Below are 20613 nucleotides of genomic sequence, written 5' to 3'. Positions count from 1 at the left end.
GCCACGACAAGGGAACCTGCACAAGCGCGGAATCAGTGCCACGCCGCAAGCCGGGATCGCATCCGGCGCCATCAACCGCCCTCCCCCATGCTTAACGTACTGGCAGGCTTCGCATGTCGGGAGGGCACCTTCGTCAATGTGTATTTACCCAAGTGCCCATTGGCGAGGGTGCGCAGCGTGGCAGCTTAGCCCCGCCACAATCTATCCAACATCTAGTACGTGTGACGCGAAAGCTGCTTCAAGCTGGCTGCGCACCCTCACTCAATTTTGACTCCCAAAAGGAGATTCCCATGCTGACCATCACGCGAGACGCCGACTCGGGCGTCGTCGATCAGGATTGTGTCGACCTCTGCCCACAGCTTGTCTGGCTTGGGCTGGCGCACGCCATACGCAACGAAATCGACTTCTTGGGCAAACCGCCCGCCTATTGGGAAGAAATCATCCTGCAACACGCTCAGAAACTGGCCGACGAAGCCGATCCCGAGGAATACGAGTGGTGGGACATCCGACATCTGGAGGCGAAATGAAAACATCCAACTGGCCCAACGGCTTCGATCTTTCACATCCCAACTGGACCGCCAGCACGCGCAGCCGCCCGACGTGGGCCGATTACGACGGCGTAGGCGGGTATGCCAAGGGCAGCCACGACATTCCCCGGAGAGGCTGGAGTTGGGCTGCTGTATTCGTGGCTGGGTTTATTGGCGTCCTGTACCTGGGCGCATTCGCGGGGTTTTGATATGAGCAATGCAATCACGATCATTGAGAATGTCGTTCACGGCGCTGCTACGAACTTTGCCAGCGTCCTGACCGACCGTAGCCTAAACTTCGAGCGCGAGGCCGAGTTCGCGATCCAGACAATATCTGGAAACGAGTACTCGACGAAGATCGCCCTGCAGAATCGGCAATCCGTGGTCAACGCGGTCACTAACATCGCGGCCATCGGAATCAGCCTGAATCCGGCGAAGAAGCAAGCCTATCTTGTGCCACGAGACAACAAGATTTGCCTCGATATCAGCTACATCGGGCTGATGGACTTGGCTATGGCCACGGGCACGATCAAATGGGCGCAGTCCGAGATCGTCTATACGAACGACCGCTTTGAGCTGAACGGCTTCGATAAGCCACCCACGCATACATACAACCCCTTTGCCAATAACAGGGGTGACGCGATCGGGGTCTATGTCGTGGTCAAAACCGCAGACGGTGACTATTTGACCGAGACGATGAGCGTCGATGAGGTCAATGCCATCCGCGACCGGTCCAGCGCCTGGAAGGCTTGGATGGAGAAAAAGAAAAAGTGCCCCTGGGTAACCGACTGGGGCGAAATGGCCAAGAAAACGTGCGTCAAGCGCGCCTACAAGTTCTGGCCCAAGACGGAACGCCTGGAGCAGGCCATCCATCACCTGAACACCGACGGCGGCGAAGGCCTTCAGTTTGATAGCAGGCCAGTGCACGACGCTGAACTTGCCAATATCTGGATCGAGCAAGCGCAGAAGTGCGAGTCTACCGAAGCATTGGCAGGCGTCTGGAAGACTGGCTTAGCTGAGATTAAGCAGGCGGGCGACATGGCTGCCTACAACAAATTCAAGGCAGCCGTGGAACAGCGCGGCGCAGCGTTGAAAGAGGTTGAGGCGCATACAGTAGAGGGAGAGACAAGTGAGCTACCGACTGATTGAATGCCCACAAGGGTCGCCCGAATGGCATAGGGCCAGGGCTGGCGTGATCACTGCGAGCATGTTTTCAATGGTCCGGGCCAAGGTCAACGGCTTGGATGAAAAGCAATCTAAGTATGTAGACGCTGTTATGTCCGGCAAGAGCGAAGCGCAGGCCAGAGACATCGCCGGGTATAAGGCTGCGCCAAGGTCTGAGGCCGTACAGAAAGCCATCGCCGGTGAGCCCGTGGGTGATTGGTCTAGCGCAGCCCTGGACTACGCCTTTCGCCTGGCTGTAGAGCGGATCAGCGGAGAGCCGCTGGACGAGGGGCACGAGACATGGGCCATGAGGCGCGGGCATGAACTGGAGCCCCACGCCCGAATGAATCATGAGCTTGAGTCGGGCCTAATTGTCGAAGAGGCGGGATTTGCGGTCACAGATGATGGCGTATTTGGAGCAAGCGCCGACGGCCTTATCGGATCTGACGAAGGCGCTGAATATAAATGCTTCGTGGCACCCGACAAGCTGCGCTCTTTCTGGTTTGACAATGACGCTAGCGACGTTATGGATCAGGTGCAGGGTGGAATGTGGATCACGGGCCGCAAGCGCTGGCACCTATGCCTGTACTGCCCTGCTCTAGAGCCAGTTGGCAAGCAATTGTGGTGGAAGGTCTTCGACCGCGACGACGACTACATCGACAAAATGGTAACCGACCTTCTGGACTTCAAGGATCTTGTTGATCGTTATGAGCAGAAACTTCGAATGAAGGAGGCCGCATGAACGCCTTTGACCACATCGTGCAGCAACTCGAATCCGGCCCAAAATTGCGCACGGCACCTCAGCCGGCACAAAGAGCCGCGCCAATCGATTCCAACGTGTACTGGAGAGGGCCGCAGATTGAACGAATGCGCAACCAGGGCATGAAGATGATTGACATTGCCAGAGAGCTTGACCGCACCTACGGTTACATACGCGGCGTATACAGCCAGTACCGCAAAGCAATGCGTCAGGGCGGCGCATAAATCTCGCGCCCCGGCGCCGAGAGGATTCTAGCTCTACGACTTCCCCTCTTCCATAGAGGAAACCCCTTCCCCACCACCATGAGGCGCCCTGGCCTAAGAAGCTGGGGCGGACAAACATGTTCAGCCAACCCCTAACCCGAGCCGAGCTAGCCCAATACCTCCCTCCGGGGGGGGGCCGACTCGAAGGCCATTTCTTCCTTCATCAAAGAGCAAAAGCGCGAAGGCCGCTTGATCGAGCGCCGTGTTTATGCCGAGCCCGCAAAGTCGAAACGGCGGCGCAGCGTATTTCTGTTTGTGGCTACGAATTTAGAGTTGTTTGAGTGAACGCCCTCTCCCTCCTATCCATCACCCTAGGGTCAGCCGTTTTGCTGGCCCTTTTTCTGGAATCGTCGCAATGAAAATCAAACGCCGCACCCTCATTGCCGTAATGATTGCGCTGCTTTGTGCTTGCGGGGTGCTTGTTATCGAGATACTGAAATTGGGCGGGACGCTATGACCCAACTCACCACCCGGCTACGTGCCCAGCCCACCAGCGACATTATGCGCGAAGCCGCTGACGAAATTGATCGGCTAACAAATGCTCTTCGGGTTGCGGTTCTGGCCCTGGCCCACGCGAACCAAGAGCACGGAGCAGTCTATGACCCTGCTTACAAAATCGTATCCGACGCATTGCAGGAGCAACTATGACCATCAACACACAGAAGCTGCGCGATACAGCCGCAGGAGCCAAAGAGTCCGCATCCGTGGTCGTGAGGGAGTGGCCTCGCACAGCCAAGTCCCATATCAATGGGCTGGCTGATGCAGTCACAACCTGCTGCGGAGAAATCGACGCCCTGGGAGCGGATAACAAGCAGCTGCGGGAGGCGTTGAACACCATTGCAGCCTACCCATACGCGCGCGATCAGGAAATGGGCGCGGCGGCCATGCGCAAGATTGCCCGCGCCGCCCTATCGGGGGAAGGGAAATGACAGACAAATATTCATGGTTGCGGGCGGCGCTGGATACCGACCTAAAGAACGCATGGGAGCACGCAGGACAAGCCCTCGCAGTGACTACCGATCAAAACAGACGGGTAAGCATACGCGAGGTCGTCTTCGGTATAGAGCGCCTGATTGCCGACGCCCGCGCCGCCCTCGCACAGGAACAGGGAGGGAGCGATGACAGGTAAAACCTGCGCGTGGCACGGCGACGCTGACGGTAGCGATCATTGGGATACCGACTGCCACAACGCATTCGTTCTGAACGACGGCACGCCCGCCGACAGCGGAATGAAATTCTGCTGCTACTGCGGTCGGACGCTGGTGACGGACGTAGTGACTGATAAGGATGACGACGATGACAACCAAGATTGACATCGAACAAGAGCGCGCCACGTTATTGCCCTGCCCGTTTTGCGGTGGTGAGGCTCACATTGAACGCATCGGCACCCCTCGCCAATCGTGCCAGATCGCGTGCGGCAATTGTGGGGCGTGGATCGAGACAGGCGAGCAAGGCAATGAATGTGGCAACGCATGGAACCGCCGAGCCGCCCTGCAATCGCAGGTAAATAGCGAAGCATCTAACCGAGTGCGAGAGTTCTTGGACAATTGGTTGAAGATACGACTGAACGATAAAACTGTCGTCTACCAGCTAAACGGTTATGAGTTACGCGTGGATGATCTTCGCACCCTCATCGCCCTGCAATCGCAGGATCGGGAGGATGCGGATCAATGGTTCGATCAACTTCGTATCCTGATTACAGAGTTTGGGATTGCCTGCGCTGATTCGGGCGCAGTGGAAATGTACATGATGCCTAAGATATTCGACCACGCCCGCCGCGTTGAGGAAAGAGAAGGTGCTGAGCTTGATGAAAAAGTCCGATACGCTGGTTCGCTAGCAGAAGTGGAATGCTCCCGCTGTGGACTCAAGGTCATATCGTCATGCAAGGCACCGCATGGAGAGTGCCCTGTACCGGACGCATACGCCCGCCGCGTTGAGGGGGAACAAAGATGATTAATAAGGATTTCTTGGACAGGATGTATTTCCGGCTCTATCAGCGGGAAAGAATCCGTATGGCCGCAAAGAGTGAGGCCGATAAGGATGCGATGAAAGAAGCGGAACTGGCAATCGAAATGTCTATTCAAGACTACATCGAAACGCACCAAAGCCGCGTTGAGGGGGATGGGAAATGACCGGACACGACATTCTTTTTATTGCCCTCCTGATCTTCCTTGGGTGGCTCGCATGGCTCGGAATTAAGGGGATGAAATGAACACTCACGACAAATACGAACTGCCGCCGCTGTTCCTGCCCGGCGCAATTGGCAAGTACACAAAGAAGGAAATGCAAGACTACGCCCGCGAGGCCATCGAAGCCTACCGCCAGCGCAGGGGTGAGCCGGTGGCGTGGACTCTCACTCAGCAGGAGGTCATAGCGCTGGCCGAAGAGCTGATAGTAGGCGCCAACACTTTGGGCGGCATGGATGATGACGGCCTCGAATGCGACGTTCGGCTCATGGTTCTCATGCCTGGAACCATTGTCGACGATGACGGAAAGACCAACGGCCAGCCGATCCTGGCCTTCTGCCTTGAAGACTACCCGGAGGAAGGTGTCTATCCGATAGATCCGACTGAATGTCGACCTCCGGCTGACCCACAACCCGCCGAGCCGGACTACAAGGCCCTGTATTTCAAAGAGCAGGCCTTGCGAATGGAAGCGGAGGCATGTGCGGATATGATCCGTGGTGACGATCCGGTGAAGGACGGTCGAGTCGGCAAAATGACGCCCAAGCGCGCCGCCTTTTTTCTGGGGCGATTTAAGCGCGACGAAAAGATGCTTGGCCCGAACGAACAGCGGGCACTCGATTATGCAATCGAGGTATTAGAAGCCGAGCCGGTGAAGGTGCCGAGCGACGAGGAAGTCATCGAAGCCGTCATCGCATACGGTAAGGCTTGCGCAGGGCTAATAACAGCAACCGAACGGCAAATGCGTTTGCACGACATCCGCGCCCTACTCGCCCGCTACGGCCAGCCCGCACAGCCTGCCGCGAGCGCGGAGCCGACCCAAAAAGACCTGGACGCATTCATTCAGCGGGCCGGGTTTACTCACGGCTGGGAGAATCTGGAAAGCTGGGCGCGTCGGATGGCCGAGCAGGCCGTCAAGGAGTTGTCGGTGCAGCCCGGTGCGAGCGCGGAGCCAGCCGAACTAGGCCCGATCCGCGTTGGAAACTTACCGACCATGAATCAGGACGAATACCCTGGGCTCGGCGACTGGTGGGTGCAGCTCCGCATTGGGAGCGATGGCGACGAGGTGCTGGCGCGAGTCTACGGCGACACTCCAGAGCAAGCCAGAAGTCGCGCTGTGGCGCTTGCCGCCCCCGTTGCCGCCCAGCCCCACCTATACGACGGCGACACGCTAACAGCCGCGTATATGGCGGGACAGGATGCTAGACGGCCCACCCAACCAGCAGACCGGCACAGGGAAACCCCCACTGTCGAGCCCAAGCTAGACACCCTTCCCGTCACCCCCGAAGAGGAAGAAGAATGGCGCCAACTGGAGAAAAACAATGGCTGAAATCCAAGAATTCGCGGTCGCCGCCGAGGTAGTCACGGCCACCATGACGCTGCCGCTGAGCACCGGCGAGCACTTCGGCCCGCCCTTCACCATTGGCTTTTACCCCGGACAGGCTGAAATCTGGATCGAAGGCGAACACGGCCGGCAGAACATCCCCGCCGAGCACCTGAACCAGATCATCAAGCAGCTGCGGAGAGCGGCCAAGCTGGCGGCTGAGAATACCAAGGATGACACATGACCGGTCGCATTCGAGAGATCCTGGCCACCACGGCCAAAGCATGGAACCTAAGCGCCCCTAGTGGGCGCTGATTTTTTGGGAGTAGCCATGGAAAAGGCGCTGACGCTCCATCAGGCCGCTGATCAGCTGGGGCTTTCGTATAGCACGGTATTCGCCAAGCGCGAACACATTGCATTCCGCTTGCCAGGGTCACGCGTCTGGCGTGTTTGGCCATCGCAGCTTGCGTCCCTAACAGAAAAAGGCTCAAATGTGACCCGGCTATCGCTGCGGGTCGACACGGAGAAACCATGCCAATCCGCAAAGATAAAGAAACCGGCGTCTGGCACATCGATTTCCGCTCGCCAAGCGGCCAAAGAGTTAGATGCTCTGCTCGAACGACCGACCGCAAAGCGGCACAGGAATACCATGACCGCCTGAAAGCTGAGCATTGGCGCCAGTCAATGCTGGGTGAAGAACCGGACCACAGTTTTGAAGAGGGCGCGTTGATTTTCTTGCAGGCAAGCGAGGGGCAGCGCGACTATGAAACAAAGGTCCGGCACATCAAATGGTGGCGCGCTCAGTTTGAGGGCCGTCCACTACGCTCTTTAACCTCTGATGAAATCGTCAAGGCGCTGCCGACGCATCGTCGCCATAAATACGGCAAGCCTACACCCATCAAGCCGGCCACACGCAATCGTTATCTTGCGACCATACGCAAGATGCTCAACGTATGCGTAGAGGCTGAATGGCTTGAAAAAGCCCCCAAGCTTCCTCAATACGTAGAGCCTCGCGTGCGCATTAGGTGGGAGCCGCCCCACATTATTGCAAAGATCATCGGCAATATAAGTCTGGACTGGTTGCGCGACGCAGCTATTGTGGCCGTGGCCACCGGAATGAGGGAATCGGAATTGTTCGGTATGCCGCCGTCCGGTGTGAACGTCGAACACCGATCAACTTGGGTGTCGCATGACGATGCCAAATCCGCCCGAGCAAGGGCCGTGCCGCTAAACAATGACGCGTTTTCCGTGGTCGAACGTCGCATGAAAACGGCCAAGGACTATGTATTTACCCGTGATGGCGGCGACGGCCGAAGGATAAGGAAGCACGATCGGAGAGCATTTCAGCACGCATGCACTTTGGCAGGCGTGAAAAACTTTAAATGGCACGACTTGCGTCATACCTGGGCATCGTGGCACGTGCAGGCAGGAACGCCGTTGATGGTGGTCAAAGAGCTCGGGGGGTGGGAGAAGATAGAAATGGTGCAGAAGTATGCGCACCTGGCGCCCAGCCACTTGGCCGCCCATGCAAATACGGTCAATTTTTGGTCAAGCCAGATCCAGAAAGACGAAACGCCACTGGTCAGAGTGGCGTAAGTCTTTGTGATGCAACGAATTTTTGGGGTGACCGATGGGGCTCGAACCCACGACAACCGGAATCACAATCCGGGACTCTACCAACTGAGCTACGGTCACCACTATTTTTAGCGGCCATTGCGCCGTTAAAGAAAAAGATTCTAGCATGAATTCGCTGCGTGCGTCATCGATCCAGGCCAGCCCTTGGCACGTGCCCGACCTCAATACGCCCCCGAGACCCAAGCGCGAGTCTTCTATATACTTGGTTGGCTTATTTCGTTCATATAGCCACACCATCGAACATGCTGCTTCATCTGCAGGCCTTCTTGCAAGAGTATTGGCCCCATTTCGTGTTCTTGTTCACCTTTGCGGCGGCCGCGACGGCGGCCACTCATGCCGCCATGAACAAGACCGACGTGCGGGCCGCCATCGGCTGGGTCGGCATCATCCTGCTTTCACCGCTGTTCGGCGCCTTCTTCTACCTCATCGCCGGCATCAACCGTGTGCGCCATGACCAGATTTCACAGCAGCGCGACAAGTCGCTGCGCGACTACACCACGCTCGACGACACGCCCGTCGCCGACGTGACGCCCTATTCCGCGCCGCAGTTCGCCTCTTTGCAGACGCTGGGCGACGGCGTCAGCAGTTTCCCGCTTTGCGACGGCAACTATATTCAGCTTCTGTGCGGCGGCGACGAAACCTACCCGGCCATGATCGAGGCCATAGAAGGCGCCAAGGTATCGGTGGCCCTGCAAACCTATATCTTCGACAACGATCGCGAGGGCCGCAAGATCGCCGATGCGCTGGCGCGGGCCGTGAAGCGCGGGGTCGAGGTACGGGTGCTCATCGACGCCATCGGTTCCAAGTATTCGCGTCCGCCCATCGTGCACCTGCTGCGGCGCCAGGGCGTGCGCACGGCGCTGTTCATGACCAACCCGCTGGGCATGCGCATGCCCTACGCCAATTTGCGCAGCCACCGCAAGATACTCATCGTGGACGGCTGCATCGGCTTCACGGGCGGCATGAACATCCGGGCCGGCTTTGCCACCGGCCCGTCGGGCGAGCCGGCCACGCGCGACACCCACTTCAAGGTGGAGGGGCCTGTCGTGCTGCAGCTCACGGCCGTGTTCTCGCAGGACTGGGAGTTCACCACCCGCGAAGCCCTGCCCTACGACGTCTGGTATTGCGAGCGCTGGTCCCCGCCCACGCCGCGCGTGCCGGCGCGCTGCGTACGCTCGGGTCCCGACCGCACCATACTCAGCACCCACCACATGCTGCTGGGCGCCTTTGCGGTGGCCCAGCACAGCATACGCATCCAGTCGCCCTACTTCCTGCCCGACGTGGCCCTGTTGGGCGCGATCAACACCGCGGCGCGCCGCGGCATCCAGGTCGACATCGTCATCCCGGGGCGCAACAATCTGCGGCTGGTCAATTACGCCATGACGGCGCAGCTCGATCAGGTCATCCGCAATGGCTGCCGGGTATGGCGGACTCGCGGCCCGTTCGACCACTCCAAGCTCATCACCATAGACGGGGCATGGTCGTACGTGGGTTCATCCAATCTCGACCCGCGCAGCCTGCGCCTGAACTTCGAGCTGGACGTCGAGATCTACAGCCGGGCGATGGCGCGCGAGCTGGAGCATAGAATCGATGCGGAAATCCGCGACGCCGAGGCCGTGACGCTCGAGACGCTGGCCGCCATGCCCTTCCTGAAGCGGCTGCGCAACAAGATCATCTGGCTGGCCAGCCCTTATCTTTGAGGCGCCTTGCGTTCCGTCGGGCACCCATGGCTCATCGGGAGCCGGCGGGCCGCTCGTCAGCGCCGACGCGCCCTAGCCAAGGCTCGCGTAGGTCTCGCGCAGCACATTCTTCTGCACCTTGCCCATGGTGTTGCGCGGCAGCTGGTCGACGACGACGATGTGCTTGGGCACTTTGAAATTGGCGATCTGCCGCTTGAGGCTGGCCTGCACGGCCTGCGGATCGACTGTTCGGCCGGGCTCGGCAACCACTACCGCCACCACCGCTTCACCGAAGTCCGCGTGCGGCACGCCGATCACGGCGGACTCGACCACGCCTGGAAGTTCGTCGATGAAGGACTCGATCTCTTTGGGGTAGACGTTGAAGCCGCCCGTGATGATCAAGTCCTTGCTGCGCCCGACGATGGACAGATAGTGGTCGGGAATGGCCTGGATGACCTGCCCGTCGTCGTCCAGGATCGAGCCCCACCGTCCCACGTCTCCGGTGCGAAACCAGCCATCGGCGGTGAACTCCTCGCGCGTCTTTTCGGGCATGCGCCAATAGCCCGAGAACACGTTGGGGCCCCGCACCTGCACCTTGCCGATCAGCCCGGGCCCCAGGGGGATGTCGTCGTCGTTGACCACGCGCACCTGCACCCCCGGCAGCGGACGCCCCACCGTGCCCGCGATGCGCGGCCCTTCGCTTTCGTCGTAGGGATTGGAGGTAAGCATGACGGTTTCGCTCATGCCGTAGCGCTCGAGGATGGTATGGCCGGTGCGTTCGCGAAAGGCGTTGAAGGTGTCCGCCAGCAGCGGGGCGGAGCCCGAGACGAACAGCCGCATGCCGGCGCACAATTCGCGCGTGAAGCGCGGCTCTGCCAGCAGGCGGACGTAGTAGGTGGGCACGCCCATCATGACGGTGCAGCGCGGCAGGTAATGCAAGGCCTGCTCGATGTCGAGCTTGGGCAGCCAGATCATCCGCGCGCCGGCTAGCAAGGCGCCGTGCGCCCCCACGAACAGCCCGTGCACGTGGAATATGGGCAGCATGTGCAGCAATACATCATCGCCCGTCCAGCCCCAATAGCTGTTCAGCACCTGCGCATTGGAGTACAGGTTTCGATGGGACAGCATGGCGCCCTTGCTCCGGCCCGTTGTGCCCGAGGTGTACAGGATGGCGGCAAGGTCGTCGGGCTGGCTCGCCACCGTCTCGAACCGCTCGTCCTCGTCGGCCGAGGCCTCGTCCAGTGTGCCGGCCCCATGCTCGTCCAGGGTGTACACCTGGCTGGCGCCGCAGCGTCCGGCCAGCTCCGACACCCACGAAAGATTGGCCGGCGAACAGACCACGACCGAGGGTTCGGCATCGCGCAGGAAATACTCGATCTCGGCCTCGCGATAGGCGGTGTTGAGCGGAAGATAGACGAAGCCGGCCCGCAAGGTTGCCAGGTAGAGCATCAAGGCTTCGGGCGACTTCTCGACCTGGACGGCCACACGGGCGCCCGCCGGCAGGCGCAGGCTCTCCAGCAGATTGGCGTAGCACGCCGAAATGCGTTCGATATCGTTCCAGCTGTAGTGGCGCGCCGGCGTCTCGATGGCGGTGCTGTCGCGGTCGGCCGCGAACCCCGCTTGCAACAAGGCATACAGATTGGCATTGGCCATGAATGTACTGCTCCCTTCTATTTTTATCAGTGTGTTCCGGGCCATCCCGGCAGCAAAGTGAAGTCGATGTGTTCGGCAGCGGCCTCGCTCGTCGCCGAATCCAGGCGCGGCACGTGGCCGAGCATCGGCGCACTGAGGCGCCGGCGCAGCGCCTCGATATTGTCCTGTACATGAGGCATGTCCGGGTCCACCGTGTTGGCGACCCAACCGGCCAGTTCCAGGCCCTGGGCGGCGATCGCCTGGACGGTCAGCAGGGCGTGATTGATGCAGCCCAGCCGCAGACCCACCACCATGACCACCGGCAAGCCGAGCTCTCGGGCCAGGTCCGCCGTGTCGAAATAGTCGGATAGCGGCACACAAAAGCCGCCCACCCCTTCCACCACCACCGCATCGCATGCTTTCTGCATCTGGGCATAAGCCTGGAGGATGCGGCTCGAGAACATCTGCACGCCGGCGAGCCGCGCGGCAATGTGCGGCGCAATGGGCTCGCGCCACAGATAAGGCGTGACGATCTCGGGCTCGAACCGTACATTGCTCGCGGCGTTCAGCCTGTCTACGTCATCGTTGTGCCAGACGCCATCCCGCTCTTCCGCGCCCGCCGCGACGGGCTTCATGCCCGCCGCCTTGACGCCCTGCCGGCCCAAGGCGTGCAGCATGGCGCTGCTGATCAGCGTCTTGCCGATCTCTGTGTCCGTGCCCGTCACGAAGCAGGCAAAACGGCTCGAGCCCGCCGTACTCATGCAAGATCCTCCTGGTGTCGTTCAATGCGATTGACGGCTTCGGCCAGACGGGCCACGTCGGCCGGATCATGATCCGCCGACAAGGTGACGCGCAGCCGCGCGGTCCCGGCCGGCACCGTCGGCGGACGGATGGCGGGCACCCAATAGCCCAGATCGTACAAGGCCTTTGCCGCGGCCATGGCATGCGCGTTGTCGCCTACGACGACGGGCTGGATGGCGGTCGAAGAGTCCAGCCGTCGCCAACGCCGCAGCTGCAGCCCTTGCGCCAGCGTCGAGACCAGCGACTGAAGCCGCTCGCGCCTGGCCGCGCCGTCGGGGCCTTCGATGATGTCGAGACTGGCCAGCAAGGCATGGGCCAGCGCCGGCGGCGAGGCTGTGCTGAACACGTAGGAGCGCGCCCGCTGCACGAGCCAATCGATCAGGCTCGCATCGGCGGCAACGAAGGCGCCGGCGACACCCGCCGCCTTGCCCAGCGTGCCCATGTAGATAAGGTGGTCGGACCGCAAGCCGAAATGTTCCAAGGCGCCATGCCCGCGCTCTCCGAGCACGCCGAAGCCGTGCGCATCGTCCACCAGCAGCCACGCATCGTGCCGTTCGCACAGCGCCAGCAGCTCCGGCAAGGGGGCAAGATCGCCGTCCATGCTGAATACGCTGTCTGTCACGACGAGCTTGATGTTCGCCGCGCTGGCCGACAGCATGTCGTCCAGCGCCCCGACATCGCAATGGCCATACACGTTCACCGGCACGCGCGCCAGGCGCATGCCGTCGATCAGCGACGCATGGTTGAGCTGCTCGGAAAACACCTCGACCCGGTCGTCCAGGGCCGCGATGCCGGCAAGCACGCCCACGTTCGCCATATACCCGGTGGAAAAATACAGCGCCTGGGCGTCCGGCACATGGTCGGCCACGAAGGCGGCCAGGCGTTCTTCGAGCCGCGCATGCGCGCGATGGTGCCCGCTGATCAGGTGCGAAGCCCCACTGCCGGTGCCGAAGCGATCGACGCCTTCCTGCAGCGCGCGCGCAATGCGCGGGTCGTTCGCTAGGCCCAGGTAGTCGTTGCTGCAAAAGGCCAGCATGGGACGACCGTCCACCACCGGCTGCACGATGCAGGGGCTGTCCGATGTCCTGCGCACGCGGCGCAGGTCCTGCTCTTCAAGCTGTGCGAGGCGCCGCCGCAGTGACTCCAGCGGTTTCATGGCGCCAGCGCCTGCTCGAACACGGCCAGAGTGGCGGCCGCCAGATGGGCGACCTCGTCGTCGTCAAGTATGTAGGGCGGCATGATATAGACGGTGTTGCCGATGGGCCGAAGCAGCAGTTCCCGCTGCAGCCCAAGGGTGAAGAAACGGCGCGCAAAGCCTGTGTCGCCTTCGTTCAGCACGGCGTCGAAAGCCCAGATCATGCCGCGATGGCGAAAATGCCTGACGCGCGGATGGGCCGCCAGCGGCTGCAGCGCCTGCGTTATCTTGCCGGCCAGCGTTCGATTGGTCTCGAGCACGCCGTCGTCGTCGAAAATCTGCAAAGTGGCCAGCGCCGCACGGCAGGCGAGCGGATTGCCGGTATAGGAATGCGAATGCAGAAAGCCGCGCGACATCTCGTCGCTGTAAAAGGCTTCGTAGACAGAGTCGCGCGTCATTACCAGCGACAAGGGCAGATAGCCCCCGCTGATGCCTTTGGAAAGGCAAAGGAAGTCGGGCCATATCGACGCCTGCTCGCAGGCGAAGAAAGTTCCGCTGCGGCCGCAGCCGACCGCGATCTCGTCGGCGATCAGATGGACCTGGTAGCGATCGCAAAGTTCTCGCAGCAGCGACAGGTACAAGGGATCGTACATGGCCATGCCGGTGGCGCACTGCACAAGCGGCTCGACGATGACGGCGGCGATCGCTCCCGCGCGCTGCTCGAGCAAAGCTTCCAGGCCCGCAGCCGCGCGCCGGGCGCAGTCCGCCGCGGTCTCTGTTGCGCCGGCGCCGCGCGCATCGGGAGACTCGGCGACGTGGGCCTGGCCCAGCAAAGGCCCGTAGGCGTCCCGGAACAGGGCCACGTCGGTCACGCTCAAGGCGCCCAGGGTCTCGCCGTGGTAGCTGCCCTTGAGGCAGACAAACTCGCGCTTGTCGCCACGGCCGGTATTGCGCCAGAAGTGGAAGCTCATCTTCAGTGCGATCTCGACGGCCGAGGCGCCGTCCGACGCGTAAAAGCAGTGGCCCAGCACGTGGTCCGCCCGCGCGGCCAGCTGCTCGGACAGCATGACGACCGGCTCGTGGGTAAAGCCCGCCAGCATCGCGTGCTCCAGGCGGTCGAGCTGGTCTTTGAGGGCGTCGTTGATGCGCGGGTTGGCGTGTCCGAAAAGGTTCACCCACCACGAACTGACGGCATCCAGATAGCGCCGGCCCTCATGATCGAACAGCCAGGCGCCCCGGCCGCGGCTGACCGCGACGAGCGGCATGGTTTCGTGATGCCGCATCTGCGTGCAGGGATGCCAGACATGGCGCAGGCTGCGCGCCATCCAGTCGCCCGACCCGGCGCCGATCACTTCGGACATGGCTCAGCCCTTGATGGCCGCGATGATGGCGCGCGCATATTCCGACGACGCATCCGCCAGGACGTTGAGCACGGTGAAATGGTCGGTGTCGGGCACTGAATCGTGCCGCGCGACCGTCCAGGCCTTGCCCAGAGTCTCGGATTGGCGGTGGAACTGATCGGTTTCGCCGGCGCCCACGAAAGTGTGGATATAGGTGTCTTGCGGACCGGGCCATGCCAGCGGGCTGAGGGCTTCGGCGCGCGGCTGGTCCAGGCCCAGTGCGGTATTGATGGACGAAGGCAGCAAAGGCGGCAGGTCGAATACGCCGCTGATGGGAAATACGTTGGCGATGGCCGGCATGCCGGCGGGAGCGGACCGATCGGTGCGCGCCACCATCATGGCGACGAGATGTCCTCCGGCCGAGTGGCCCATCAGCGATATGCGGCCGGCATCGAAACCCAGTTGCGCGGCCTGCGAAGCGAGCCACACCAGCGACTGCTGCACTTCGGCGACCATCTGCTCGATTCTGGCCTGCGGCGCGAGCGAATAGTTGACGACCGCCACATTGATGCCGGCCTCGATATAGGGCCCGGCGATGAATCCGACGTCGGCCTTGTCGCCGCCCTGCCAATATCCGCCGTGCACGAATACAAGCAAGGGGCCATTGGGCTGGGCGGCGTAATAGTCCAGCTTCTGCAGGGGCTCGTCGCCGTAGGCGAGATCCAGGGTGGGCTTGGCCTTGCGCTCGAGTTCGCGGCTGGCCGCAATCCAGGTTTCGCGTGTCTGCGGATAGCTGGGAAACGCCACGCGCAGATTGTATTGCGCCTCGCTTTCTTCGGTCGGGCAATTCACCCTGGCCGTCTTGGCATTTTCTTGGCCCATCATGGATCGGACTCCTCATTTTATGGTTGAACTGAAGGACTCACACTCGGCGGCGGGCCCCAACTGCAGGATTCTACCCCCCTCGGCGAGCCCTTGTGACAATAGCATCTTCGCCGCGCCGGGCGGGCAGCGCGGACGCGGTCCCTTGGGCCGGCGTCGCCAGATAGCCGTCGAACAACTGGAACACCACGCCGCGCAGCCAGCGTATGCGCGGATCGTTGTGGAAGCGGCGATGCCAGTATTGCTTCAGGTCGTACCGCGGAATGCCCGCGGGCGGCGCCAGCACCCGCAAGCGCCCGCCGCGGGCGAACCGTTCGGCGATGGTGCGCGGCAGCACAACCACCAGGTCGGATTCTTCGACCAGGCCCGGCACACTCATGTAGTGGGACATCTGCACGCCTATCCGGCGCTCTATGCCTTGCGACCGGATGTAATGCTCGTACATTTCCATCGTCCGGCTGCCGTCCCGCACCAGCAGGTGCTCGGCCCTTCTGAACTGGGCCATGGTCATGCGCGGCCCGCGGATCGGGTGGCCCTCTCGCACCACGCAGGCCAGCCTATGTGAAAACAGGCGCTGCTGATAGATGTCGGCCCCCTTCAAGTCGGGGAAATAGCCGATGGCCATGTCGATGCGCCCTTCGTACAGGGCCTGGTCCAGTTCATCGGGCCCCAGGCTCAGCGTCTTCAGCGCCAGGCCCGGCGCCTGCACCCGCAGCAGGCGATAGAGCGGCGGCAGCAATACCACCTCGCCGATCTCGCTCAGGCAGATGGCCGCCTCGCCGCGGCAGGTGGCCGGATCGAAGGTGGGCGGGGTGAGAATGTCGCGGTCGATCACGTCGATCACCTCGCGCGTCTTGCCCAATATGCCTTGGGCCAGCGGCGTCGCGTGCATGCGCAGGCCTCGCCGGACGAACAAAGGGTCTCCGAGCACGCGCCGCAGCCGGCCCAGCGCGGCGCTGGCCGCCGGCTGGCTGATGTCCAGGCGCGCCGCGGCCGCGGTCACGCTGCCGGTCTCGTGAACCGCGAGAAGAATCCGCAACAGGTTGAGGTCGGTTTTCATGGGGTGTGCATCGGTACGCCGCCTGCTCGATCCGCGAAGGGGCTGCAAGGGCAGCAAGTCATAAGCGCGACATACGGGAAAGCTGCGGTGCATTCCATAAACAAAACAAATACTATAAATAAATAGAATCCGCTATATATATTCCAGGTCGGGCGCTAAAGTAAATACCCAAGCGCGGCGCTCCCCCTTTGCCGGCCAAAGAAATATCGGCGGCCGTCCAAGCGGGCAAGGCCGCACACAGGAGACAGACATGCCTTTTCTTCAGAACGCCTGGTACATGGCGTGCTGGGCAGACGAAATCGAACCCGGCCGGATGTTTCACCGCAAGCTGCTGGACCAGCCCATTGTGTTCTTTCGCCGCGCCGATGGCCGGCTGGCCGCCCTGCTCGACCGCTGCCCGCATCGCTTCGTTCCGCTGCATCTGGGCACGCTCAAGGGCGATGCCATCGAATGCGGCTACCATGGGCTGCAATTCGACTGTACGGGCCGCTGTGTGGTCAACCCGCACAGCGACGCCATACCGGCGGCGGCGCGCGTAAAGCCGTATGCCGTAGCCGAGAAAGACGGCATTGCGTGGATATGGATGGGCGAAGCCGACTCGGTCCGCCACGAACTGCTGCCAGATTTTTCGCGCTTGCATGCGGCGCTGCCCAGCGCGGCGTCCCGCGGCTATCTGTGGACCGACTGCAACTACAAGCTCGTTGCCGACAATGTGATGGACCTGAGCCACGCCGACTTCCTGCATGCGGATTCGGTCGGCGGCGGCGCCTTCACCAGCGCCAGAACCAAGGTCGAAGAGCACGGCGACGACGTCCACATCACCTGGGAATGCCTGCACGACAGCGCCCCGCCCGCCTATGACCGCCTCATGCCGCGGCCGGGGCAACCGGTCAATTTCCGCACGGAAGTGCGTTGGCGCGCCCCGGCCATCATGCATCTGGACATCGCCATCACGCCGCAGGAAGACCCGGACAGCGAAGGCCTGCGCACCGACAACGCCCACATCGTCACCCCCGAGACCGAAACGACCTCGCATTATTTTTTCTGGCTGACCCGAAGGTTCCGCGTAGAGGACGAAGAAATCAACGCGCGGCGGCAGGCCATCATGCACAACGCTTTCAGCAACCAGGACAAGCCCATGCTGAGCGAACAGCAGCGCGCCATGGGCACCGACGACCTCTTCGGCCTGGGGCCCGTGCTGCTGCCCAGCGACGCGGGCGCGGTGCGGGCGCGCCGCAAGCTCGAGCAGAAAATACGCGATGAATGCGCCGCCGGGTCCCGGCCAACAGTCGGCGCGCCGCGCATTGCGCGGGCCTAGGGCCCTGCCCGCGGGGCCGGGTTAGAAACGGACGCGCAGATACAGCGTGCCGACGTTGTCCGTCGTGCCGTTGCCGAACTGCCCGCTGTAATTCAGGCCCACGGCGGTGTTGGCTCCGGCTCGCAGCTCGGCGCCCAGCTCGGCCAGCGCGGCGTTCTTGGCAATTGGCGCACCGCTCGTGCGGAAGACCACGCCATTGCCCTGCGAGAAAGCCAGGTCGCGGCCGGGCGAGACATCGCCCATGGCATGGCGCCATCCCAGGCCCGCCGAAAGCACCCACTGCGCGCGCCCCGACTCGAACATCGCCCTGCCGCGCAGCCCCAATGTGAAGCTGCCCAGGTCGCTGTCGCGGCGCTCGCCGCGCAATGCCGCCTGGCCGCCCGTTTCTGTAAAACTCCCGGCCCGCAACCGCTGCCAGCTTGCGCCGGCATAGGGTTCGAGCACGCCGGCCGCCCCAACCGGCAGCGCATAACCCAGTTCAGAGAACAGCTGCAGCGCATCGGCGTGGTAGTCCGCGCTCAACGTCTGCCTGCCGCCCACGTCGACGCTGCGGCGCGTATCGACGTTGTGGCGGGTATAGGAAGCGCCGGCCAGGAAGTCAAGGCTGCCTTCTCCGGCGGCCCAGCTGTTGGCGCCATACAAGACTCCGGTATAGCTGTCGGCCCGCGAGGAAGAGCCGTCCCCGACCAGCTCGATGCGGTGCTCGGTATAGCCGAATGCGCCGCCCAGCCGCCAGCCGCCCCGCCCGACCGCCGCATCGCCGCCCAGGAACAGGCCGGTGGAATCGTTGCGCACCCGCGCCGCATTGCCGTCGCCGTCCAGGGTGCCGCGCCCGCCGATCACCTGCGCCCACAGCGGCAGAGCCTGGCTGTGCGACACGGAACCGGCGCGCAGCCGCGCCGCGACAGTGCGCGCCACCTGGCTGCCGGCATGCAGCAATGCCGACTCGGTGCCCGCATGCACCTGCCCGCTCAACGGCTCCATCATGGCCGCAATCTCGCCCGGCTCGGCATTCAGCACTTCGTCGTACAGCCCGGCCATATCGGCCGGTGGATAATACGAGCCGGTATCCAGAGCCCGCGCGACGGCGCGCTGGTTGGCGGTGTGCGCATAGCGCTCAAAAGGCACCTCGTTGCGCCGGATCACCAGCGACAAGCCTTCGCCACGGTCGAAGGTGGGCGACAGAAACGCCATGCTGTAGGTCACCGTGTCGAATTCGCCCGCCACGCCGCCGCCCGCGGTGATGAAATGGTAGGGAATGTTCTGCCGATACGGGCCGCCCGCCAGGCGCAGCGTGCCGGCGACGACGGCCCTGCCGCCCACCACCAGCTTGTCGGTCGCGCCCTGCGGGCCGACCTCCAGCTCGTGCACCGAGCCCGGGTAGGCCACATAGTCGCCGGCCACCGTCAAGGTGCCCACTGAATTGCCCGGCGCCAGCACGCCGTGGTTGTCCACGCGACCCACGGTGCCCGAGCCGCCCAGCGTACCGGCCGGCTGCACCGTAACGGCGGATGCCAGCGAGCCATCGACCGACAGCTTGCCGCCGGCGACCGTGGTCGGCCCCGCGTAGCGGTTGGTTCCGCTCAGGCGCAACACGCCCTCGCCGCGCTTGGTCAGGCCGCCGGCTCCGTCGATGTCGTTGGAGAAGGTCGAATCGTGGCCCAGCGTATCCACATCGAACAGACCAGTGAAGCGGGCCGGCCCGCGCACCGCCTTGCCCACATTCAGCAAACCCCAGCCGTAGACCTCGTCGACCCCCGGCGCGCCGATGTCCGTAGCCGTGGTCAGCAGCGTCTGCTGCAGATGATAGGCGCCGAAATAAGGATAGGCCTGCTTGACCAGCGCCGCAGCGCCCGCCACATGCGGCGAGGCCATCGAGGTGCCTGCATCCCTGTAGTAGCCGCCGCCTCGCCGGACGGAGTTGATCCCCGAGCCGGGAGGGCTATCTCTGCCGCCGGGCGCAGTCATGCACCACTCTTTGGCTATCCCGCAATGGTTCGCATAGGCTACTTCCTCGCCGGTTTCGCTGATGGCGGTCACCGCCAGCCAATTGTCCTTCAGCTCTGGAAACCAGTAGGGAGAGCCGGCCATGAAGTCGGGATGCGGCTGCGCGTCATTGCCGGTGGCAAATACCATCAAGGAACCGGCCTCAGCAACTTTGCGATAGGCCGCGACGCTCAACGGATAGGCCGCCTCGGCCGCCGCGGCAGAGCCATAATCCCTGGCATTGCAGGGCGGGGCGCCGTCAGGGCCGCAGGAATTGAATCCCAGGCTGTTGTTGACGATGGACAGATTTTGCGTCGCCAGGTATTCCCAGCCGGGCGCCAGCGCCTTGTCGTAGTCCGCCGCCAGGCTCGCATTGACAATGAACAGAGAGCTGTCGAACGCGACGCCATGCATGCCGACCCCATCGCGCAGCGCGCCGACGATACCGCCGACATGGGAACCGTGGCCCACGTAATCTTTGCCATTGCCGGGCCCGTACGGAACCTTGGAATAGAAGTCATAGCCTCCGGCGATTTTGTCGCCTTTGAACTCGGGGTGCGACCCGTCTATGCCCGAATCCAGTATGCCCACTGTAACGCCCGCTCCGGTATAGCCCAGGGCATAAGCCTCGGCCGCATTGACCAGGGCCAGGCCTTCCTGCGCCAGATACTCCGGGGTTTCGAAACTGGACGCCGTGGCGGCTTCAGCCCCGGCCAGCACGGAAAAAAGGCCGGCGCCGATCAGGCTCCGGATAACAGAGTTGTTCTTGCGTGTCATTACATCACCAGTGGTGGAATCGAGAGCCGGAACGCCAAAGGAATGTAACTATAAAGCAATAACGTTAAATTTTGTGTCTTTTATGAAGCACCGGGAGGCGCGCGCCGGCCGGCGCCGCCGGAACACTGTGACGGATAGAAAACGGCT

Annotated in this window: 22 protein-coding genes and 1 tRNA gene; 15 read left to right on the top strand and 8 right to left on the bottom strand. The window is 62.4% G+C overall.

Annotated features, from left to right (window positions below):
* Window positions 1–290 precede the first annotated feature (290 nt).
* From CSC67_RS08505 to CSC67_RS08445, 13 genes are all read left to right on the top strand, one after another.
* The gene (locus CSC67_RS08505; protein WP_118994084.1) at window positions 291–527 is read left to right on the top strand and encodes a hypothetical protein; all 237 of its coding nucleotides are present in this window, start codon (window positions 291–293) and stop codon (window positions 525–527) included.
* The gene (locus CSC67_RS08500; RefSeq protein ID WP_118994083.1) at window positions 524–736 is read left to right on the top strand and encodes a hypothetical protein; all 213 of its coding nucleotides are present in this window, start codon (window positions 524–526) and stop codon (window positions 734–736) included. The genes CSC67_RS08505 and CSC67_RS08500 overlap by 4 nt, the downstream gene beginning before the upstream one ends.
* 1 nt (window position 737) lies before the next feature.
* Entirely contained in the window at window positions 738–1676 is a 939-nt protein-coding gene (locus tag CSC67_RS08495) for a recombinase RecT (protein ID WP_118994082.1), read from the top strand.
* A complete protein-coding gene (locus CSC67_RS08490) occupies window positions 1657–2433 on the top strand; it encodes a lambda exonuclease family protein (RefSeq protein ID WP_245220176.1) in 777 nt (258 codons plus the stop codon). The genes CSC67_RS08495 and CSC67_RS08490 overlap by 20 nt, the downstream gene beginning before the upstream one ends.
* Window positions 2430–2675 (top strand): hypothetical protein, encoded by a 246-nt coding sequence (locus CSC67_RS08485; RefSeq protein ID WP_118994080.1) that lies wholly within the window; start codon window positions 2430–2432, stop codon window positions 2673–2675. Before CSC67_RS08490 ends, CSC67_RS08485 begins: the two co-directional genes overlap by 4 nt.
* 492 nt (window positions 2676–3167) lie before the next feature.
* Window positions 3168–3362, top strand: a complete 195-nt coding sequence (locus CSC67_RS08480; protein ID WP_118994079.1) for a hypothetical protein — start codon at window positions 3168–3170, stop codon at window positions 3360–3362.
* Complete coding sequence (locus CSC67_RS08475; protein WP_118994078.1) at window positions 3359–3643, top strand: hypothetical protein; 285 nt, start codon at window positions 3359–3361, stop codon at window positions 3641–3643. Before CSC67_RS08480 ends, CSC67_RS08475 begins: the two co-directional genes overlap by 4 nt.
* Before the next feature lie 189 nt (window positions 3644–3832).
* Window positions 3833–4027 carry a hypothetical protein gene (locus CSC67_RS21220; protein ID WP_135227450.1) on the top strand — a complete coding sequence of 65 codons (195 nt, stop codon included), beginning with the start codon at window positions 3833–3835 and terminating at the stop codon, window positions 4025–4027.
* Entirely contained in the window at window positions 4011–4667 is a 657-nt protein-coding gene (locus CSC67_RS08465) for a Lar family restriction alleviation protein (RefSeq protein WP_167752812.1), read from the top strand. The genes CSC67_RS21220 and CSC67_RS08465 overlap by 17 nt, the downstream gene beginning before the upstream one ends.
* Window positions 4664–4846, top strand: coding sequence for a hypothetical protein (locus CSC67_RS08460; protein WP_118994075.1), 183 nt, complete (start codon window positions 4664–4666; stop codon window positions 4844–4846). The genes CSC67_RS08465 and CSC67_RS08460 overlap by 4 nt, the downstream gene beginning before the upstream one ends.
* A gap of 76 nt (window positions 4847–4922) precedes the next feature.
* Window positions 4923–6227: a hypothetical protein gene (locus CSC67_RS08455; RefSeq protein ID WP_118994074.1), complete on the top strand. Its 1305-nt coding sequence runs from the start codon at window positions 4923–4925 to the stop codon at window positions 6225–6227.
* Window positions 6220–6465 (top strand): hypothetical protein, encoded by a 246-nt coding sequence (locus tag CSC67_RS08450; protein WP_118994073.1) that lies wholly within the window; start codon window positions 6220–6222, stop codon window positions 6463–6465. Before CSC67_RS08455 ends, CSC67_RS08450 begins: the two co-directional genes overlap by 8 nt.
* A gap of 287 nt (window positions 6466–6752) precedes the next feature.
* Window positions 6753–7817 carry a tyrosine-type recombinase/integrase gene (locus tag CSC67_RS08445; RefSeq protein ID WP_118994072.1) on the top strand — a complete coding sequence of 355 codons (1065 nt, stop codon included), beginning with the start codon at window positions 6753–6755 and terminating at the stop codon, window positions 7815–7817.
* A 23-nt stretch (window positions 7818–7840) separates the two neighbouring features.
* Here the strand turns inward: CSC67_RS08445 and CSC67_RS08440 are convergent.
* Window positions 7841–7916 (bottom strand) — tRNA-His (locus CSC67_RS08440).
* 182 nt (window positions 7917–8098) lie between these two features.
* On the opposite strand from CSC67_RS08440, the gene cls reads away from it, so the two are divergent.
* Entirely contained in the window at window positions 8099–9556 is a 1458-nt protein-coding gene (gene cls, locus CSC67_RS08435; RefSeq protein ID WP_118994071.1) for a cardiolipin synthase, read from the top strand.
* Window positions 9557–9628: 72 nt separating this feature from the next.
* Here cls and CSC67_RS08430 read toward each other — a convergent pair whose 3' ends face one another.
* From CSC67_RS08430 to CSC67_RS08405, 6 genes are all read right to left on the bottom strand, one after another.
* Window positions 9629–11188 (bottom strand): malonate--CoA ligase, encoded by a 1560-nt coding sequence (locus tag CSC67_RS08430; protein ID WP_118994070.1) that lies wholly within the window; start codon window positions 11186–11188, stop codon window positions 9629–9631.
* Window positions 11189–11214: 26 nt separating this feature from the next.
* Window positions 11215–11928, bottom strand: a complete 714-nt coding sequence (gene bioD / locus CSC67_RS08425; protein ID WP_118994069.1) for a dethiobiotin synthase — start codon at window positions 11926–11928, stop codon at window positions 11215–11217.
* Entirely contained in the window at window positions 11925–13124 is a 1200-nt protein-coding gene (gene bioF / locus CSC67_RS08420; RefSeq protein WP_118994068.1) for an 8-amino-7-oxononanoate synthase, read from the bottom strand. Before bioF ends, bioD begins: the two co-directional genes overlap by 4 nt.
* Window positions 13121–14464 (bottom strand): adenosylmethionine--8-amino-7-oxononanoate transaminase, encoded by a 1344-nt coding sequence (gene bioA / locus CSC67_RS08415; RefSeq protein ID WP_245220175.1) that lies wholly within the window; start codon window positions 14462–14464, stop codon window positions 13121–13123. Before bioA ends, bioF begins: the two co-directional genes overlap by 4 nt.
* 3 nt (window positions 14465–14467) lie before the next feature.
* Window positions 14468–15328, bottom strand: a complete 861-nt coding sequence (locus tag CSC67_RS08410; RefSeq protein ID WP_118994067.1) for an alpha/beta hydrolase — start codon at window positions 15326–15328, stop codon at window positions 14468–14470.
* Window positions 15329–15398: 70 nt separating this feature from the next.
* Window positions 15399–16385, bottom strand: coding sequence for a LysR family transcriptional regulator (locus CSC67_RS08405; RefSeq protein ID WP_118994066.1), 987 nt, complete (start codon window positions 16383–16385; stop codon window positions 15399–15401).
* Window positions 16386–16635: 250 nt separating this feature from the next.
* On the opposite strand from CSC67_RS08405, the gene CSC67_RS08400 reads away from it, so the two are divergent.
* Window positions 16636–17703 carry an aromatic ring-hydroxylating oxygenase subunit alpha gene (locus tag CSC67_RS08400; protein WP_118994065.1) on the top strand — a complete coding sequence of 356 codons (1068 nt, stop codon included), beginning with the start codon at window positions 16636–16638 and terminating at the stop codon, window positions 17701–17703.
* A gap of 21 nt (window positions 17704–17724) precedes the next feature.
* Here the strand turns inward: CSC67_RS08400 and CSC67_RS21645 are convergent, their stop codons facing one another.
* Window positions 17725–20466 carry an autotransporter serine protease gene (locus tag CSC67_RS21645; protein WP_118994064.1) on the bottom strand — a complete coding sequence of 914 codons (2742 nt, stop codon included), beginning with the start codon at window positions 20464–20466 and terminating at the stop codon, window positions 17725–17727.
* Between the last annotated feature and the right edge of the window lie 147 nt (window positions 20467–20613).

Source organism: Pusillimonas caeni, assembly GCF_003545815.1.
Taxonomy (GTDB): Bacteria; Pseudomonadota; Gammaproteobacteria; order Burkholderiales; family Burkholderiaceae_B; genus Pusillimonas; species Pusillimonas caeni.
Note: the sequence above shows the minus strand (reverse complement) of the source record. Positions and strands in the feature narration are given on the sequence as shown.

Coding starts and splice junctions, on each gene's coding strand:
- CSC67_RS08505 (WP_118994084.1), top strand. CDS start 291: ATGCTGACCATCACGCGAGACGCCGACTCGGGCGTCGTCGATCAGGAT.
- CSC67_RS08500 (WP_118994083.1), top strand. CDS start 524: ATGAAAACATCCAACTGGCCCAACGGCTTCGATCTTTCACATCCCAAC.
- CSC67_RS08495 (WP_118994082.1), top strand. CDS start 738: ATGAGCAATGCAATCACGATCATTGAGAATGTCGTTCACGGCGCTGCT.
- CSC67_RS08485 (WP_118994080.1), top strand. CDS start 2,430: ATGAACGCCTTTGACCACATCGTGCAGCAACTCGAATCCGGCCCAAAA.
- CSC67_RS08480 (WP_118994079.1), top strand. CDS start 3,168: ATGACCCAACTCACCACCCGGCTACGTGCCCAGCCCACCAGCGACATT.
- CSC67_RS08475 (WP_118994078.1), top strand. CDS start 3,359: ATGACCATCAACACACAGAAGCTGCGCGATACAGCCGCAGGAGCCAAA.
- CSC67_RS21220 (WP_135227450.1), top strand. CDS start 3,833: ATGACAGGTAAAACCTGCGCGTGGCACGGCGACGCTGACGGTAGCGAT.
- CSC67_RS08465 (WP_167752812.1), top strand. CDS start 4,011: ATGACAACCAAGATTGACATCGAACAAGAGCGCGCCACGTTATTGCCC.
- CSC67_RS08460 (WP_118994075.1), top strand. CDS start 4,664: ATGATTAATAAGGATTTCTTGGACAGGATGTATTTCCGGCTCTATCAG.
- CSC67_RS08455 (WP_118994074.1), top strand. CDS start 4,923: ATGAACACTCACGACAAATACGAACTGCCGCCGCTGTTCCTGCCCGGC.
- CSC67_RS08450 (WP_118994073.1), top strand. CDS start 6,220: ATGGCTGAAATCCAAGAATTCGCGGTCGCCGCCGAGGTAGTCACGGCC.
- CSC67_RS08445 (WP_118994072.1), top strand. CDS start 6,753: ATGCCAATCCGCAAAGATAAAGAAACCGGCGTCTGGCACATCGATTTC.
- cls (WP_118994071.1), top strand. CDS start 8,099: ATGCTGCTTCATCTGCAGGCCTTCTTGCAAGAGTATTGGCCCCATTTC.
- CSC67_RS08430 (WP_118994070.1), bottom strand. CDS start 11,188: ATGGCCAATGCCAATCTGTATGCCTTGTTGCAAGCGGGGTTCGCGGCC.
- bioD (WP_118994069.1), bottom strand. CDS start 11,928: ATGAGTACGGCGGGCTCGAGCCGTTTTGCCTGCTTCGTGACGGGCACG.
- bioF (WP_118994068.1), bottom strand. CDS start 13,124: ATGAAACCGCTGGAGTCACTGCGGCGGCGCCTCGCACAGCTTGAAGAG.
- bioA (WP_245220175.1), bottom strand. CDS start 14,464: ATGTCCGAAGTGATCGGCGCCGGGTCGGGCGACTGGATGGCGCGCAGC.
- CSC67_RS08410 (WP_118994067.1), bottom strand. CDS start 15,328: ATGATGGGCCAAGAAAATGCCAAGACGGCCAGGGTGAATTGCCCGACC.
- CSC67_RS08405 (WP_118994066.1), bottom strand. CDS start 16,385: ATGAAAACCGACCTCAACCTGTTGCGGATTCTTCTCGCGGTTCACGAG.
- CSC67_RS08400 (WP_118994065.1), top strand. CDS start 16,636: ATGCCTTTTCTTCAGAACGCCTGGTACATGGCGTGCTGGGCAGACGAA.
- CSC67_RS21645 (WP_118994064.1), bottom strand. CDS start 20,466: ATGACACGCAAGAACAACTCTGTTATCCGGAGCCTGATCGGCGCCGGC.